The 16270-nt window shown below is 67.4% G+C and carries 11 protein-coding genes and 1 pseudogene; 8 read left to right on the top strand and 4 right to left on the bottom strand.

Features of this window, described 5'->3' with window-relative positions; genetic code table 11:
• Positions 1-16 precede the first annotated feature (16 nt).
• Both AC1DBN_RS15530 and AC1DBN_RS15535 read right to left on the bottom strand, forming a co-directional pair.
• Complete coding sequence (locus AC1DBN_RS15530) at positions 17-1363, bottom strand: MFS transporter (RefSeq protein WP_091719552.1); 1347 nt, start codon at positions 1361-1363, stop codon at positions 17-19.
• Positions 1364-1414: 51 nt separating this feature from the next.
• Positions 1415-2353, bottom strand: coding sequence for a proteasome assembly chaperone family protein (locus tag AC1DBN_RS15535; protein ID WP_056084759.1), 939 nt, complete (start codon positions 2351-2353; stop codon positions 1415-1417).
• 256 nt (positions 2354-2609) lie between these two features.
• Here AC1DBN_RS15535 and AC1DBN_RS15540 point away from each other — a divergent pair, with 256 nt between their 5' ends.
• The 5 genes from AC1DBN_RS15540 (at position 2610) to AC1DBN_RS15560 (ending at position 8785) form a co-directional block, all read left to right on the top strand.
• On the top strand, positions 2610-4133 hold the full coding sequence (locus tag AC1DBN_RS15540; protein ID WP_091719550.1) for a leucyl aminopeptidase: 1524 nt from the start codon (positions 2610-2612) through the stop codon (positions 4131-4133).
• A 253-nt stretch (positions 4134-4386) separates the two neighbouring features.
• A complete protein-coding gene (gene lpdA / locus AC1DBN_RS15545) occupies positions 4387-5769 on the top strand; it encodes a dihydrolipoyl dehydrogenase (protein ID WP_015936814.1) in 1383 nt (460 codons plus the stop codon).
• 114 nt (positions 5770-5883) lie between these two features.
• Positions 5884-7641 carry a 2-oxoglutarate dehydrogenase, E2 component, dihydrolipoamide succinyltransferase gene (gene sucB / locus AC1DBN_RS15550; protein ID WP_091719546.1) on the top strand — a complete coding sequence of 586 codons (1758 nt, stop codon included), beginning with the start codon at positions 5884-5886 and terminating at the stop codon, positions 7639-7641.
• Between the two features lie 165 nt (positions 7642-7806).
• Positions 7807-8157, top strand: coding sequence for a hypothetical protein (locus tag AC1DBN_RS15555; RefSeq protein WP_015936812.1), 351 nt, complete (start codon positions 7807-7809; stop codon positions 8155-8157).
• Between the two features lie 199 nt (positions 8158-8356).
• Positions 8357-8785: an OsmC family protein gene (locus AC1DBN_RS15560; protein ID WP_015936811.1), complete on the top strand. Its 429-nt coding sequence runs from the start codon at positions 8357-8359 to the stop codon at positions 8783-8785.
• Positions 8786-8877: 92 nt separating this feature from the next.
• Here the strand turns inward: AC1DBN_RS15560 and AC1DBN_RS15565 are convergent, their stop codons facing one another.
• Complete coding sequence (locus AC1DBN_RS15565; protein ID WP_091719544.1) at positions 8878-12435, bottom strand: S41 family peptidase; 3558 nt, start codon at positions 12433-12435, stop codon at positions 8878-8880.
• A 73-nt stretch (positions 12436-12508) separates the two neighbouring features.
• Here AC1DBN_RS15565 and AC1DBN_RS15570 point away from each other — a divergent pair, with 73 nt between their 5' ends.
• Positions 12509-13420 (top strand): TIGR01777 family oxidoreductase, encoded by a 912-nt coding sequence (locus AC1DBN_RS15570; RefSeq protein WP_091719542.1) that lies wholly within the window; start codon positions 12509-12511, stop codon positions 13418-13420.
• Positions 13421-13462: 42 nt separating this feature from the next.
• On the opposite strand, the gene AC1DBN_RS15575 is transcribed toward AC1DBN_RS15570, so the two are convergent.
• Positions 13463-15175: a serine/threonine-protein kinase gene (locus tag AC1DBN_RS15575; protein ID WP_091719540.1), complete on the bottom strand. Its 1713-nt coding sequence runs from the start codon at positions 15173-15175 to the stop codon at positions 13463-13465.
• A gap of 149 nt (positions 15176-15324) precedes the next feature.
• Between AC1DBN_RS15575 and lipB the strand changes: the two genes are divergently transcribed.
• Both lipB and AC1DBN_RS15585 read left to right on the top strand, forming a co-directional pair.
• Positions 15325-15993: a lipoyl(octanoyl) transferase LipB gene (lipB, locus tag AC1DBN_RS15580; RefSeq protein ID WP_091719538.1), complete on the top strand. Its 669-nt coding sequence runs from the start codon at positions 15325-15327 to the stop codon at positions 15991-15993.
• Positions 15990-16270 (top strand): annotated as a pseudogene (locus AC1DBN_RS15585) (lipoyl synthase); the annotation flags it as partial. The gene lipB and the pseudogene AC1DBN_RS15585, both read left to right, overlap by 4 nt.

Consider the following 16270-nt stretch of genomic DNA (forward strand, 5'->3'; position numbering starts at 1 on the left):
GGTTGTGGAGGACTGGTCAGTCGCCCGAGGGAGTGTTCTGGTTGCGCCGCGCCAGGTTCTCGCGGCGCTGCCTGGCAAGGGCAGTCCGCAGCGGCGGAACCACCACGCCCTGCTCAGCCATCCGGCGCCGGACCTTCCGCCGGCACCCGATCACTGCGGCCGCCCCGAACCCGAGGAGGAGGAACTGGAGGCTAAGGGCGATGCGGAAGGGATCGAGCCCGTAGAGGACGCCGTTGGAGAATCCACTGGCGTACAGGAGGTCCAGCACGAGGCCGATCAGGAAGATGGCCGTCAGCGCGGCGATAAAGCCGCCAACGTTCACGATTCCAGTGGCGGTGCCGATGCGGTGGGCGGGGTTGAAGGTCCGGGCAAAGTCGAAGCCGATCATGGACCCGGGGCCGCCGATGGCCAGGGCCACCACCAGGATGGCCAGCAGCCAGAGCGGGGCACGGCCGGGGATGAGCAGGACCGCGGCCCAGGCGGCCGCCGTCACCGCGGCGATGAGCAGGACCATCGTGGAGCGCCGCAGCGGGTGCCGGGAGACGAAACGGCCAATGAACGGACCCACCGCCATCGCCGCAGCCACGTACAGCGCCATGAGGGACGCAACAGTGCCGGCGTCCAGGCCCTGTCCGGAAATCAGGAAAGGGTAGCCCCACGTCATGGCGAACACGGTTCCGCTGAACTGGATGGTGAAGTGGCTCCACATTCCCAGCCGGGTGCCGGGCTGGCGCCACGCGCGGGCTAAGGACACGCCCGTCGCCTTCAGCCCCTGCTGCGATGAGGGCCGTTCTACGCCGGGCGGAACGTCCTGCAGCAGGACCACCACCAGCACCACGGCCACACCGGACATGCCGGCGAGCATCAGGAACGCGGGCGTCCAGCCGGACGAGTGCAGGACGAAGGCGAAGGGGATCACGCTGATGAGCTGGCCCAGCTGGCCGGACATGCCGGTCAGCTGGGTGACGAGGGGAACCCTGGCGGGCGCGAACCACAGCGGGATCAGCCGGATCACGGAAATAAAGGTCATCGCATCACCGGCGCCCACCAGGACGCGGCCCAGGACACCGCCGGGAATGCTGTCGGCAAAGGCCAGCTGAAGCTGGCCCAGGCCCATCAGGACGGCGCCACCGGCGATCATGGCCCGTGAACCGAACCTGTCCACCAGGAGCCCCACGGGGATCTGCAGGGCCGCGTAGACCAGCAACTGCAGGACAGTGAAGAACGAGATTGCCGATGCGCTGGCATGGAACCGCTCGGTGGCCTCGAGCCCCACCACGCCGAAGGACGTGCGCTGGGACACGGCCACCAGGTACCCGAAAACACCGACGGTCCAAATCAGCCAGGCGCGGGGTGCAGTCACGTCTTCATTATGCCCGCATGCCGCAGGCCCCACCGCAGCACGCGCCGCCGGCTACTGCCCTGGGTTCTCCCGTGCGAGGTAGGCCTCGACGGCGGCACCCAGCACATCGGCGTCGGGAAGCTCGTCATTCTCGTCGGCGAGCAGGGACCGGCGGACGATGCCGTCGGACTTTTCGTCGTAACGGGTTTCCAACCGGGAGACCACCTGCTGGACCTCGTCCGAGGCCTCGATCTGCTCGGCGATCTGGCGGCTCACGTCGCGGCCCGATTCGCGCAGCCGGTCCGTGGGCAGCATGAGGGACGTGGCAGCACCCAGGTACTCCAGGCCCGCAACCGCGGCGGTGGGGTATTCGGCTTCAGCCAAATAGTGCGGCACGTGGATGACGTAGCCGGCAACGTTGCGGTTCGCCTCGACGAGGCGCAGCTCCAGGATGTGGCCGACGGCGGCGGGAACCTCCACAGTTGGCTTCCACACGGAGATGCCCTCGATGAGCTCGGGCCGGTTTCCGTGCACTGTCACACCTACCGGACGGGTGTGCGGCACCGGCATGGGAATCGAATGGATCCACGTGACGAGGTTGACGTCCAGTTTCTCCACGATGCCCACCACGGCACGGGCGAAGCGCTCCCACTGAAGGTCGGGCTCGAACCCCGCCAGCAGCAGGAACGGCTTCCCCAGCCCGTCAACCAGCCGGTACAGCGCCAGCCGCGGCTCCTGGTAGTCCTGGATATGGTCTTCGACAAAGCTCACGTGGGGCCTGCGGGACCGGTAGTCAATCAGCTGGTCGGCGTCGAAGACGGCGACGGGCTGGGCATCAAGGGAGTCCAGCAGTTCGGCATTGATCTGCTTCACCACGTGGCCCGCGTCCGCGAAGCCGGTAAACCCCATCACCAGGTTCAGGCCGCGAAGCTCAGGGCTGTGGAACAGCTCAATGTTGCTCGCATAGAGAGCGTCGGGGTCCAGCAGGGAGCCGGAGATCCTTTCAAGCACGCCATGGTCCTTTCACTGGTTGGGGTGGTCAATAGGCATAACGCAGAGTTGGGACGCGGCATTCCGCCCCACCGTGTGGTGCACATCTCAGGAAATTCTCCCGGCGCACCGGCGAAGGGCTACGATCGGAACTGGCCTGCCAGCCGGGCCTGCTTTTCGCCCGGGCCGCGTCCGGAACGGCCGCCTCCGGGCCACCATGGCGGGAGCCGAACATGCATCCCCGCCCGATCTTTTCGAGAATTGAGGACTCATCCCTGTGGTCAAGAATACTGAAATCAACCTTAGTACCGTCTCCCGGGACCTGAAGAAGAGCCCCAGCGACGCCGTGGTCATCGGGGTGGGGCAGGGAACCGACGGGCCGGTCCTTCTGGACAACCCATTGACGGCAAAATCGGCTGAAGCCCTCACCGACTCCCTCAAGGCACTGGGCATCACCGGCGCAGCAGACCAGGTGGTCCGGCTGCCCGGCCTGCCGGAAACCGGTGCGGGCATCCTGGTGCTGGCGGGCGTGGGCAAGGTACAGGCAGGAAAGCCGCTCGCCGCAGAATCGCTCCGCCGCGCCGCCGGTTCCGCGGTCCGGCAACTGGCCGGGCTGGCAACGGTGGCGCTGGCGTTCCCGACGGCGTCAGTCGCCGACGTCGAGGCCGTCGCCGAGGGTGCGGCGCTGGGTGCGTACTCCTTCACCGAGTTCCGGTCCGCCAAGGACGGGCTCAAGGACCCGGTTGCCAACGCACTGATTTTCACCGATGTGGTGGAGCAGAAGGAACTCGGCACCGCACTGAAGCGCGCGGGCCTGGTAGCCAAGGCTGTCAACGCCACGCGTTCGCTGGTCAACACCCCGCCCAGCCACCTGTACCCGGAGTCGTTCGCCGAAGCAGCGAAGGACCTGGCCAAGGGCCTGCCCGTCAAGGTGACGGTCTGGGACGAGAAGCGCCTGGAAAAGGAAGGCTTCGGCGGCATCATGGGCGTCGGTAAGGGCTCCACGCGCCAGCCGCGCCTGGTCAAGGTGGAGTACTCCCCTGCCAAGGCTGCGTCCAGCATCGCGCTCGTGGGCAAGGGCATCACGTTCGACACCGGCGGCATCTCCATCAAGCCGGCCCTCGGCATGGGCGATATGAAGAGCGACATGGCCGGCGCCGCCGTCGTCCTTAACACTGTCCTGGCCATCGCCGGACTGGGCCTGCCGGTCAAGGCCACCGCGTGGCTCTGCATCGCCGAGAACATGCCGTCGGGTGCAGCGTCCCGTCCCGCCGACGTCCTGACGATGTTCGGCGGCAAGACCGTGGAAGTCCTCAACACGGACGCCGAAGGCCGCCTGGTCATGGCCGACGGAATCGTGGCAGCCAGCCGCGAATACCCGGACGCCATCATTGACGTCGCAACCCTCACGGGTGCGCAACTCATCGCCCTGGGCAACCGGACCGCAGGCGTCATGGGCTCGGACACCATCACCGGAGCCCTCAAGTCGGCTGCGGACCGCGCCGGCGAACTCGTATGGCCCATGCCTCTCCCCGAGGAACTGCGCCCCACCCTGGATTCCCAGGTGGCGGACCTGGCCAACATCGGCGAACGCCATGGCGGCATGATGACCGCTGCCGTGTTCCTGCGCGAATTCGTGGGCCAGGACAAGCAGGGCGAACAGATCCCCTGGGCGCACATCGACATCGCCGGCCCGTCCTTCAACAACGGCAGCCCGTACGGCTACACGCACAAGCAGGGCACCGGCTGCACGGTCCGTACCCTCGTCGCCTACGTCGAGGACATCCTGGCCGCAGCCTGACTCCGCGGAGCGGCAACGGTGCACGCGGCCCTGCGGTACGGGTGATCCCTGTGCCACAGGGCCGCGTGACACTGGACACAAGCGCTCCACAAACGCTGCGCCAAGGTGGAGCATGGATGGGTGGTTCGCTAAGGTGAACCACGGTAGTCACAAATGCAAGAGAACTGACCTGCTGACATAATCACGGCAGTGCAATTCCAAGACCAGATGATGCGCGCAGAACGCGTCATCGTTCACGCGAGGGAGCGTTTAAGTGGCCGATCAGGCAACTGCGCAAGAATTCGACATCCTGGTACTCGGCGGCGGCAGCGGCGGCTACGCCGCGGCGCTCCGGGCAGTACAGCTCGGCCTCACCGTCGGCCTCGTGGAGAAAGCCAAGCTGGGCGGCACCTGCCTCCACAACGGCTGCATCCCCACCAAGGCCCTGCTCCACTCCGCGGAACTGGCCGACCACGCCCGCGACTCCGCCAAGTACGGCGTGAACGTCACCCTTGACAGCATCGACATGACCGCCGTCAACGCGTACAAGGACGGCATCATTGCCGGCAAGTACAAGGGCCTCCAGGGCCTCATCAAGTCCAAGGGCATCACCGTCATCGAAGGTGAAGGCAAGCTCCAGGGCACCGACACCGTCGTGGTCAACGGCACCGCCTACAAGGGCAAGAACATCATCCTGGCCACGGGTTCCTACTCCCGCACCCTGCCCGGCCTGGAAATCGGCGGCAAGGTCATCACCTCCGACCAGGCCCTCACCATGGACTCCATCCCCAAGAGCGCCATCATCCTGGGCGGCGGCGTCATCGGCGTCGAGTTCGCCTCGGTCTGGAAGTCCTTCGGCGTGGACGTCACCATCGTGGAGGGTCTGCCTTCCCTGGTCCCCAACGAGGACGCCACCATCATCAAGAACTTTGAGCGCGCTTTCAAGAAGCGCGGCATCAAGTTCTCCACCGGCGTGTTCTTCCAGGGCGTCGAGCAGAACGCCGACGGCGTCAAGGTCACCCTGGTGGACGGCAAGACGTTCGAAGCCGACCTCCTCCTGGTTGCCGTGGGCCGCGGACCGGTTACCGCCAACCTTGGCTACGAGGACGCAGGCATCACCATCGACCGCGGCTTCGTCATCACCAACGAGCGCCTGCACACCGGCGTCGGCAACATCTACGCCGTGGGCGACATCGTCCCCGGTGTACAGCTGGCCCACCGCGGCTACCAGCAGGGCATCTTCGTAGCCGAGGAAATCGCGGGCCTGAAGCCCGTGATCGTTGAGGACATCAACATCCCCAAGGTCACCTACTCGGAGCCCGAGATCGCTACGGTTGGCTACACCGAGAAGGCTGCCAAGGAAAAGTTCGGCGACGACCAGGTCCAGACCCAGGAATACAACCTGGCCGGCAACGGCAAGAGCTCCATCCTGGGCACCTCCGGCCTGGTGAAGCTGGTCCGCCAGAAGGACGGCCCCGTGGTGGGCGTCCACATGATCGGTGCCCGCATGGGCGAGCAGGTGGGCGAAGCCCAGCTGATCGTGAACTGGGAAGCGTACCCGGAGGATGTGGCCCAGCTGCTGCACGCACACCCCACGCAGAACGAATCCCTCGGCGAGGCCCACCTGGCTCTGGCCGGCAAGCCTCTTCACGGCTGATTCCCCACAGCATTACCGAGCCCGGTGCACCCGGTCCCGCAGACCGGGTGCACTAGGCTTCCAACAAGGCAGCAATCATTCGCACTAAAGATCAATAAGGAGAACGGGGACGACATGTCTGAATCCGTTAACTTGCCCGCCCTCGGTGAGAGTGTCACCGAAGGAACCGTCACCCGCTGGCTGAAGCAGGTAGGTGACCGGGTAGAGGTGGACGAGCCGCTGCTCGAGGTCTCCACCGACAAAGTCGACACCGAAATCCCCTCTCCTGTCGCTGGCGTGATTGAGGAAATCCTGGTCGCCGAAGACGAGACCGCAGAGGTCGGCGCACCGCTGGTCCGCATCGGTGATGGCTCCGGCGGCGGTTCCGCACCCGCAGAAGAAGCCCCCGCCGCTGCACCGGCAGAAGAAGCCGCCGCGGCTGAACCCGCCCAGGAAGCTCCCGCCGCACCCGCAGAGGAAGCACCGGCCGCTCCCGCCGCCGAAGCGCCTGCTGCCGGTGGTGGCGAAAGCCACGACGTCACCCTCCCTGCCCTGGGCGAGAGCGTGACCGAAGGCACCGTCACCCGCTGGCTGAAGGCCGTGGGCGACACCGTTGAGGTGGACGAGCCGCTGCTCGAGGTCTCCACGGACAAGGTCGACACCGAGATCCCGTCCCCCGTTGCGGGCACCCTGCAGGAAATCCGCGTGAACGAGGACGAGACCGCAGAGGTCGGTTCCGTCCTTGCCGTCATCGGTTCGGGCGCTGCAGCAGCACCGGCGGCCGCCCCGGCTGCTCCGGCCGCTCCCGCCCAGGAAGCACCCAAGCAGGAAGCACCCAAGCAAGAGGCACCGAAGCAGGAGGCCCCGAAGGCCGCTCCGGCTCCGGCAGCCGCGCCCGCTCCGGCATCCGCACCTGCTCCGCAGGCCGCCCCGGCAGCAGCCGAGGCTCCGGCGGCAGGCGGCGAGTCCGGCTACGTCACTCCCCTGGTCCGCAAGCTGGCCAACCAGCACGGCGTGGACATCTCCGCACTGTCCGGCACCGGCGTCGGCGGCCGCATCCGCAAGCAGGATGTCATCGCCGCCGCCGAGGCTAAGGCCGCTCCGGCCGCAGCTCCCGCTGCAGCACCCGCTGCGTCCGCACCCGCAGCCGGCAACGGCCAGGTTTCCTCGCTCCGCGGTACCACCCAGAAGGCTCCGCGCATCCGCCAGGTCATTGCCCGCCGCATGCGCGAATCCCTCGAGGTCTCCACGCAGCTGACGCAGGTCCACGAAGTGGACATGACCAAGGTTGCCAAGCTCCGCCTCAAGGCCAAGAACTCGTTCCAGGCCCAGAACGGCACCAAGCTGACCTTCCTGCCGTTCATTGCCAAGGCCGTGGCCGAGGCCCTCAAGCAGCACCCCAAGCTCAACGCTGCGTACGACGAGGACAAGCAGGAAATCACTTACCACAACGCCGAACACCTGGCGATCGCCGTCGACACCGACAAGGGCCTCCTGGTTCCGGTCATTTCCGACGCCGGCAACCTGAACCTGGCCGGCCTTGCCGGCAAGATCGCCGATGTGGCTGGCCGTACGCGCGCCGGCAAGATCGGCCCGGACGAACTGTCCGGCGGCACGTTCAGCATCACCAACATCGGTTCGGTGGGCGCCCTGTTCGACACCCCGATCATCAACCAGCCGCAGGTTGGCATCCTGGGCACCGGTGCCATCGTCAAGCGCCCCGTAGTGGTCGCTGACGAAAACGGTGACGACTCGATCGCCATCCGCTCCATGATGTACCTGTCGCTGACGTACGACCACCGGCTGGTGGACGGCGCTGACGCCGGCCGGTTCCTCCAGACCCTGAAGGCACGCCTCGAAGAGGGCGCCTTCGAAGCGGACCTGGGCCTCTAACCCCAGGACGCAGTCCGCGGCGGCTGTCCGGCATCCGGTGGTGATCCACTGGACGTCCGGCCGGCCGCTGCGGCATTTAAACGACTTTGCGCCAGGGACGCGCTGCGGAGGGCACGCACGCGACGGTTACTACAGAGCGTAGAAGAATCTGGATAGACTGATGCCATGAACATCGTTTACAACGTCATGGTCTTCCTGCACATCGTCGGCGCCGCCATGATCGTCGGCATCTGGATCGGGCAGATGAAGAAGCCCACCGTCCACCCGCGCCAGTTCGATGGTGCTGCCCTGCAGCTCCTCACCGGTGTGGCGATGATGGGCCTGATCCCCGCCCTGGACATGGACGCCAACTACGCCAAGCTGGGCATCAAACTCGTCATTGCACTGGTGGTTGCCGTCCTGGCCTTCATCGGCAGCCGCAAATTCAAGAAGGGCGAACCGGTCTCCATCGGCCTCGCCCACAGCGTGGGCGGCCTGGCACTGCTGAACGTCGCCATCGCGACGCTCTGGCGGTAGCTGCCCCACCCCTCCGCGTGCCTCTGACGACGGCGGCGCTTCCCCTGTGCGGGAGCGCCGCCGTCGTGCGTTGTCAGGGCCGGTCACAATCCTCTCTCAGCGGACAACCTGTGCACCGGTGCTGCCAAATCCCTAGGATGGGGAACGGCGGGCTGCGGCGGATGCCGGCGCCCGGATCGAATCAACGTTGAGGAGTGACATGGCTACAACACGCAACGCGCACACGGTATGGACGGGCAGCCTGACCGAGGGTTCCGGCAACACCACCCTGGACAGCTCAGGCCTGGGCACGTTCGATGTCACCTGGAAGGCCCGCACCGAAGCGGCCGAGGGCAAGACCAGCCCCGAGGAACTCATCGCAGCGGCACACTCGGCGTGTTTCTCGATGGCCTTCAGCCACGAACTCAGCCAGGCCGGTTTCACCCCGGAGGAAGTCAACACCAAGGCGGAGGTGGGCTTCCAGCCGGGCACCGGCATCACCGGCAGCCACCTGACCCTTAATGCCCGCATTCCCGGCATTTCCGAGGAAGACTTCCAGCGCATCGCCGAGGCAGCCAAGAAGGGCTGCCCTGTTTCGCAGGCGCTGGCCGGCATTGAGATCAGCCTGGACGCCACGCTCGCTTCCTGACCCAACAAACGCCAAAGGCCCTGTTCCTGCCGGTTCGTCCGGCAGGAACAGGGCCTTTTTGCGTGTCCGTCTGCAGGCGGCAGCCCGCCTGGCTAAGCCTTGGCCTGGCTGCGCGCCGGGAGCGGCGCGGGACGCAGCCGGCGGTAGCCCTCACGGAGCGGAGGACGGTCGGTAGGCAGTTCCTGGACCATTTCCTTGAGCGCGCCGATGCCGTATTCCAGCTGCGGATCGCGCCCGGCGGCGTAGGCATGCGGCGGGAAGGTCACTTCGATGTCCGGGTCCACGCCGTAGTTCTCCACGCCCCAGCCCACGCCGCCGCCGAACCAGGTGGCGTAGCGCGGCTGGGTCACTCCCGTTCCGTCGGCCAGGGCGAAGCGGTTGTCAATGCCCACCACGCCGCCCCAGGTGCGCGTTCCGATGACCGGGCCGATTCCCCGCAGCTTGGACACCTGGGTGATGATGTCGCCGTCGGAGCCGGCGAATTCGTCCGCGAGGATAATCACCGGTCCCCTCGGTGCGTGGTGGGGGTAGGTGCGCGGCTTTTCCCCGCGCGGCATGCTCCAGCCGGTCACCTTGCGGCCAATCAGTTCGGCCACCAGCTGCGACGTGTGTCCGCCGCGGTTGCGCCGCACATCCACGATCAGCCCGTCCAGCGCGGTCTCGGTATCGAGGTCCCGGTGCAACTGGGCCCAGCCGTTGGCCATCATGTCCGGGATGTGCAGGTAGCCGAAGGCACCGCCTGAGGCTTCCCGGACGGTGCGGCGGTTCGACGCCACCCATTCCTGGTAGCGCAGCCGCTCCTCATCCTTGACGGGCACGACGGCGACGCGGCGCTGGGTGCCGGCGGCATCGCCGTGCCCGGCACCGTTCAGCAGGGTCAGCTCGACGGCGCGGCCCGCCGCCCCGACCAGCTGCATGGCGGGCGTGACCGATTCAGCCAGCGGCACGCCGTCGATGGCCAGCAGGATGTCGCCGGCTTTCGCGTCGACCCCGGGCCGGTTCAATGGCGAGGTGGCCAGCGGATCCGAGGACTCGCCGGCGAGGATCCGGGTGATTTCCCAGCCCGACGCCGTGTGGGCCAGATCGGCGCCCAGCCGGCCCTGCCCGTGGCTCCCGTTCTCCGTCACGGCTGCGGGGCGTACATAGGCATGCGAGGTGCCCAGTTCGCCGTGCAGCTCCCAGAGCAGGTCAACGAGGTCGTCGTGCGAGCCCAGCCGGTCCACCAGGGGACGGTACCGGTTGCGCATCGAGTCCCAATCCTGGCCGGCCATGTCTTCGGCCCAGAAGAAGTCCCGCTGCAGGCGCCAGGCCTCATCGAAGGCCTGCCCCCAGACGCTGACGGGGTCCATCATCACGCGAATGCGGCCCAGGTCCACCTTGACCAGCTTGCCGGATTCCTCGTCCGCCTTGGCGTCGGACGGAACCACTGTGACCTGCTTGTCAGCAAGGACCACGGCCTTGGTCCGGTCGCCGGAGAGCCGGTAGCTGTCCAGGGACTCCACGAGGGTCTCCTGCTTGCGCCGGCCGAGGTCGTACCGCACCAGGCTGGGACGGGTGTCCTTGTCCTCCTGGCTTGCCTTGCCGTCGCCGGTGACGCCGGAGAGGGCAGCATCAAGCCACAGGAGCGCGCCCTTGGTTGCCGAGAGTCGGGTGTAGTTGCCCTGCGGAACCGGAACGCCGATGACCCGGTGGGCCAGGCCTTCGGGATCCACGCGGACCGCCGGCGGCCCGTCCTGTGCGTCGGCGTCGGCGGCGGCGGCGGCGGCGTCTCCACCAGCTGCCCCGGGTGCCACGTCCGGTCCGAACGGCGACGGCGTACCGGCGGCCAGGGCAACGAGGTACGGCTTGATGGGGCTCGGGAAGGACAGGTCGAAGGAGTGGCCGTCGTAGACCGGGTCGAAGCTGCGGTTGGAGAGGAAGGCCAGGTACTTCCCGTCTGGGGTGAACGCCGGAGACCTGTCGCAGAACCGTCCGTCGGTGACCTCCACGGGGTCGGAGCCCGGGTCCGCGATGTTGGCGGCCCGCAGCCGGCTGCGCGATCCGAAGGAGGTGACGGGCTCGGACCAGACCAGCCAGGCGGAGTCGCCGGACCAGGCGAGGTCGGAAATGGTTCCCTCCCCGATGCTGGCCACCCGGGTCAGTTCGCCCGAGGCGGCGTCGGCGACGTACACGTCGCCGAACGACGTGCCCAGGGCGAGCCACCGTCCGTCAGGGCTCGCCTCGAGGGCGCTGGCCCGCGACGGCGTCGGGACGGCAATCTGCGCGGCAGCGGGAGCCACGGCAGGTGCGGAAGGTTCGCCGGTGCCCTCCCCAGGGGCCCCATCCGGCTGCTGTTCGTCGCTGCCACCGGCGCGGGAGCTGGCCAGGACAACAGGGGAAGGCTGCGCAGATCCGGCCAGCACAGCCGCGCCGGCAGCCGGCACGGGCTGGGGCAAGGCCATGGCATCCGCCCGCCCGGAGGCTGAACCGGTGTCTGCTTCCACGGGATTGGCTGCCTCCGCTGTGTCGCCGGCGGGCGGCGTTGCCGGCATGGTTCCTGCGGCGACGGCCGGGTGGTCGATGGCTGCCACGATGTCCCTGATATGCAGGGCCTCGACGCCGCCGTGGTCAGCAATGTAGGCGATCCGGCCGTCGCCCAGCGGCCTTGGAAGGCGGCCGCGCACGCCGGGTGTGGCCTCGATGACGCGCGACGGTCCGTCCTTGTGGCGGAGCCAGTGGATGGTGCCGTGCGCCTCCACTGCGCTGGCTGAACCGGTGGCATCAGGCACTGCGGCGCCCAGGTGCTTTGACGTCTTCAGGAGTGCGGGGCGGCGGGACTGGGAGGCGGATCCGAGGGTGATATCAAGGCGGACAGCCTCGGACCCGAGGTCCGTCAGTACCCACAGTTCACCGGCGGATTCGAAGATAACCCGGGTGCCGTCCGTGGCGGCGTGGCGGACGTAGAAGTCCTCATGGTCGGTGTGCCGGCGCAGGTCCTTGCCGTTGGGAAGGACTGAATAGAGGTTGCCGTAGCCCTCGTGGTCGGAGAGGAAGGCCACCCGGCCATCCACCCACAGGGGGTCCGCAAGGTTTCCTTCCAGGTCCGGCAGCAGCCGTTCGAATTCGCCGTTTCCGTCAGTGTCGATCCACAGCTTCCCTGCTGTGCCGCCGCGGTACCTCTTCCACCAGGCAGGTTCGCGGGACAGCACGCTGGCCACCACCACCGGGCGCTCATCGCCCACTTCCGGGCCGAAGGCCACCGACTCCACGGGGCCAAACGGCAGTTCCTCCGCCCAGCCGCCTTCGAGAGGCACGCTGTACGCGTGGGTGTGACGGCTTTCGGCCTGCCGGAACGCGCTGGTCACCACGACGGCGCCGCCGGCGGTGAAGCCCTTGACCCGGGTGGTGCTGTGGCCGAAGTAGGTCAGCTGCCGGTAACCGCCGCCGTCGACGTCCGCCGAGACCACTTCCGGCGCCGTTCCCTGGACCACCGTCCACACCAGCTTCTTGCCGTCCGGGGTGAAGCGCGGGTTGCGGGCGGGCAACTGGAGCGAGGAGACACGCCACGCGCGGCCCCCGTCCAGTGGCGCAATCCAGACGTCATCCTCGGCCACGAAGGTGACCAGATCGCCGTGCAGATGCGGAAAACGGAAGTAGCTCGAAGAGGTCATCGTTCGATCATAGTCATCCCTTACCCGGCGCCGCGGGACGTGCCGTGGGGCCGGGTCCGTGGTGTGATGGAGCATGCGCATCCTTATGTCCGGGGCCTCGGGAATGATCGGCACGTCCATGTCAGCCACCTTCAGGGAGGCCGGGCACGACGTCGTGTCCCTGGTGCGCCGTGAACCCAAGACGGCCGCCGAAGTCCGCTGGGATCCGGCCGCCGGGGAACTGGATCCCCGGGCACTCGAGGGCGTGGACGCCGTCGTCAATCTTTCGGGCGCCGGAATCGGCGACCGGCCGTGGACGCGCAAGCGCGTGGAGGACCTGTTCAGTTCGCGGCTCCGGCCCACAGAGACCCTTGTCCAGGCCATGCAGCAGGTGGACAGCCCGCCGCCCACCTTCATCAGTCAGTCCGGGTCCGGGTATTACGGGGACGCGGGATACACCGTGCTCCGCGAAAATGCCCCCGCGGGGTCCGGCACCCTGTCCCGCATCTGTGTGGAGTGGGAACAGGCCGCTGCCGCTGCCCCGCCAGGCGTACGGACTGTCACGCCGCGCACCGGCGTCGTCCTCAGCCGCTCCGGCGGCGCCTTGGGCAGGCTGCTCCCCCTCCTGCGTCTCGGCATCGGCGGACCGTTCGGGGACGGCCGCCAGTACTGGCCCTGGATATCCCTGCCGGATGTGTCAAAGGCTTTCCTGTTCCTGCTGGAATCCGACATCCGTGGCCCTGTTAACCTGTGCGCCCCCGAACAGGCTGACGTCAACAGCATCGTGGCCGCACTGGCCCATGCACTGCACCGGCCCGCTGTCCTGCGGGTCCCGGGCCCGGTGTTGCGCCTGTTGATGCGCGACCTGGCCGAAGAGCTGTTGCTGGCCAGCCAAAGGATGGAGCCTGCCGTGTTGTCGGCAGCCGGTTTCCGCTGGGAACATCCTGGTTTGGCGGAGGCGGCCGCCTGGGTTGCCGGCAACGACAAGGCCGCGGACCTGGCCTGACCTTGAACTGGTGAACAGGGCGCGGGCTGCAGCGGCGTGGTTTCAGGAGCCGGGGAGGATCTCGCTGATCCGCCATTTTCCCTCCTCTGTAACCAGGACCAGGCGCAGGGCCTGGCCGGGTGCAGCGGCACCTTTCGCGGCAACAGTTCCCGTGGTGTCCTTCTCTTCCCAGGCTGATGTGCCGGCGGTGGCCCGGACAACCGCGCGCGATTCCGTTGCACCCGGTTCGGTCCGGACGTCCGTGACCGTGCTGATGAAGCCCGAGAGTACCCTGCCCGAACCTGACAGCCTCTCCGCAGTGAGATGATCGGCGGCGGCCGCCGGCGACCCGGATGCGTTGACTTCCGCCAGCAGGCTTACCTGGCCGCTGCGGAAAGCATGGTCACGCAGGGCCGCAAGGCCACGCAGGGCATCCGCAGGCTGAGCTGAAGCGGCCAGTGCCCTGGCCTCGTCCAGCGCCGCGGCACCGCCGGCCTGAACCGCAGCAGAGTCTCCTGCCGGGGCGGAAGCTGCCTCTGCCGCATCCTTGCTGTCGCCGGCAGGATTGAGGGCACCCAGGGCCACCTGGGACACTGGGGTCAGCCACAGGACCATCGCCGCCGCGGCAGCCGCGCCCACGGCGAGGACGGTCCGGCGGAAGGGAACCCTGGGTGGGGCCGCGCTGCGGTGGGCTCCGTTCCGGCGCCCGCCTGCGTGCTTCCGGGAGCGCTCAGGGGCACCACTCTTGTCCTTCCGCAGTACTGGTTTGCCCGATGCTGCGGGTTCGCGTGTGGCAGCGGGGACTCCCGCCAGCCGCGGCGGCGTCGCCATCCGCCGTCGCAATGCCCCGAACCGTTCCCTCAACCCACCCGGCAAGGGTTGCGGCACGTGCCTGCGCGTCAGGAGTTCCGGAATGACGGTGGGATGGACGGCGGCGGAAAGGTCCACCGGTACAGGGGCGGCACTGCGGTAGACAGCGGTTGCCAGGGCGCCGGCGGTTGGACGGAGCCTGCGGTCTTCGTTGAGGCCTGCTTCCAGGGCTGCAGCGAGTTCAACAGGAACACCGGGAACCAGGAGCGGCAGCGGTGGCCGGTCCGCCGTGCGTGGCGGCGCAGCACCGGTGAGGCAGAACCAGCCGAGGGCCGCCGCCGCATAGACGTCCCTCTCGGGTTGCAGCCCTGCGCGGACCGCATCCACCGGTGCAGGATCCACGAAGCCGGGCGTCCCGTGGCCCGCTCCGCCGGCGGGGTCCCCCAGCATCCGGGCAATTCCCAGGTCCGAGAGCATCGGCTTGCCCTGGCCGGTGAACAGCACGTTGCCGGGCGAGACGTCCCCATGCGTGAATCCTTTCCCATGAAGATAGGACAGCACCTGGGCGATGGGGGTCAGCACGGTTACGGTCTCGCCGGCGCTGAGCCGGCCGCGGGCACCAAGGAGCTGGCCCAGGGAGCCGCCGGATGCATAATCCATGATGAGGGCAGTCGCAGCCTGTCCTTCCGCGTCACCGGTCGGCACGGGGTGCAGGCTGACGGCGTCGCGGGCCGTGACCAGGTGTTGGTGGTCCAGGACGGAGAGGATCCGGATTTCCCTTCGCACTGCGTCCTCGGACTCCACTCCGCGGCCGCGTGACTCGCCGGAGCCGGGGTGGAAGCACTTGACGGCGTATTTCCTGCCGGTGGCCTGCTCAGCGGCCAGCCAGACAGACGCGCTGCTTCCCAGGCCCAGGAGCCGGTCAACCGCATAGCCCGGAACGTCTGGAGCGTGCAAATCTTCCATGTCCCATGTCTAGCGGAATCCGCGGACGGTTGCAGAAGTTATCCACAGGCTGCGCGGGCTTCCAGTCACATTGTGGGCGCAGGTACGGCCGCTGGTGAGCTTAGACACTAAACCCTGTCCGCGGCCGTGCGGGGTCTAAGCTGGAAGGCATGACTCTTGAGTTTTCAGGGCTGGGTCTTGCCCCCGAGTTCGTTGATTACCAGCACGCCTGGGACGTTCAACGCGAACTTCACGGAAAAGTGGTGACCGGTGAGGCACCCAGTACCGTGCTCCTTCTGGAGCATGCAGCCGTTTACACCGCAGGCAAGCTGACCGAGGACCACGAACGGCCTTTCGACGGGACTCCCGTGGTGGCCGTGGACCGCGGCGGAAAGCTCACCTGGCATGGTCCAGGCCAGCTCGTCGCGTACCCCATCCTGAAACTCAAGAACCGCGCCGGGATCCGTGACTATGTGGAACGGCTCGAAGCCGTCATGATCGCCGTCATGGCCGATTACGGCATCCGCGCTGAACGCATTAAGGGCCGTGCCGGTGTCTGGGTCAAGGCCGACGCCAACGGGCCCGACCGCAAAATCGCCGCCATCGGCATCCGAGTCCTCAACGGAGTGACCATGCACGGCGTCGCCATTAACTGCAGCAACGACCTCGCCCCGTACGGCCAGATCATCGCCTGCGGCATCACCGACGCCGGCGTCACCACCATGTCCCGGGAAACCGGGAAGGACATCCGCCCCGGCGACATCGCCGACCGCTTCGTGGAAGAATTCCGCAAGCACGAAGAAGCACTCGTTTCAAGCCCCGAAGGAGCTCTACTGTGACATTGGCACCCGAAGGCCGGAAGTTGCTGCGGATCGAACAGCGCAACGCGGCCACCCCGGTGGAACGCAAACCGGAATGGATCAAGGCCAAAGTCCAAATGGGCCCCGAGTTCGTCCAACTCAAGAATCTGGTCAAAAAAGAAGGCCTCCACACCGTCTGCGAAGAAGCCGGCTGCCCCAACATCTTCGAATGCTGGGAAGACAAAGAAGCCACCTTCCTCATCGGCGGCTCCGAATGCACCCGCCGCTGCGACTTCTGCCAGATCGACACCGGCAA

It is taken from the genome of Pseudarthrobacter sp. 10T415, from assembly GCF_056394175.1.

Coding starts and splice junctions, on each gene's coding strand:
- sucB (WP_091719546.1), top strand. CDS start 5,884: ATGTCTGAATCCGTTAACTTGCCCGCCCTCGGTGAGAGTGTCACCGAA.
- AC1DBN_RS15555 (WP_015936812.1), top strand. CDS start 7,807: ATGAACATCGTTTACAACGTCATGGTCTTCCTGCACATCGTCGGCGCC.
- AC1DBN_RS15560 (WP_015936811.1), top strand. CDS start 8,357: ATGGCTACAACACGCAACGCGCACACGGTATGGACGGGCAGCCTGACC.
- AC1DBN_RS15565 (WP_091719544.1), bottom strand. CDS start 12,435: ATGACCTCTTCGAGCTACTTCCGTTTTCCGCATCTGCACGGCGATCTG.
- AC1DBN_RS15570 (WP_091719542.1), top strand. CDS start 12,509: ATGCGCATCCTTATGTCCGGGGCCTCGGGAATGATCGGCACGTCCATG.
- AC1DBN_RS15575 (WP_091719540.1), bottom strand. CDS start 15,175: ATGGAAGATTTGCACGCTCCAGACGTTCCGGGCTATGCGGTTGACCGG.
- lipB (WP_091719538.1), top strand. CDS start 15,325: ATGACTCTTGAGTTTTCAGGGCTGGGTCTTGCCCCCGAGTTCGTTGAT.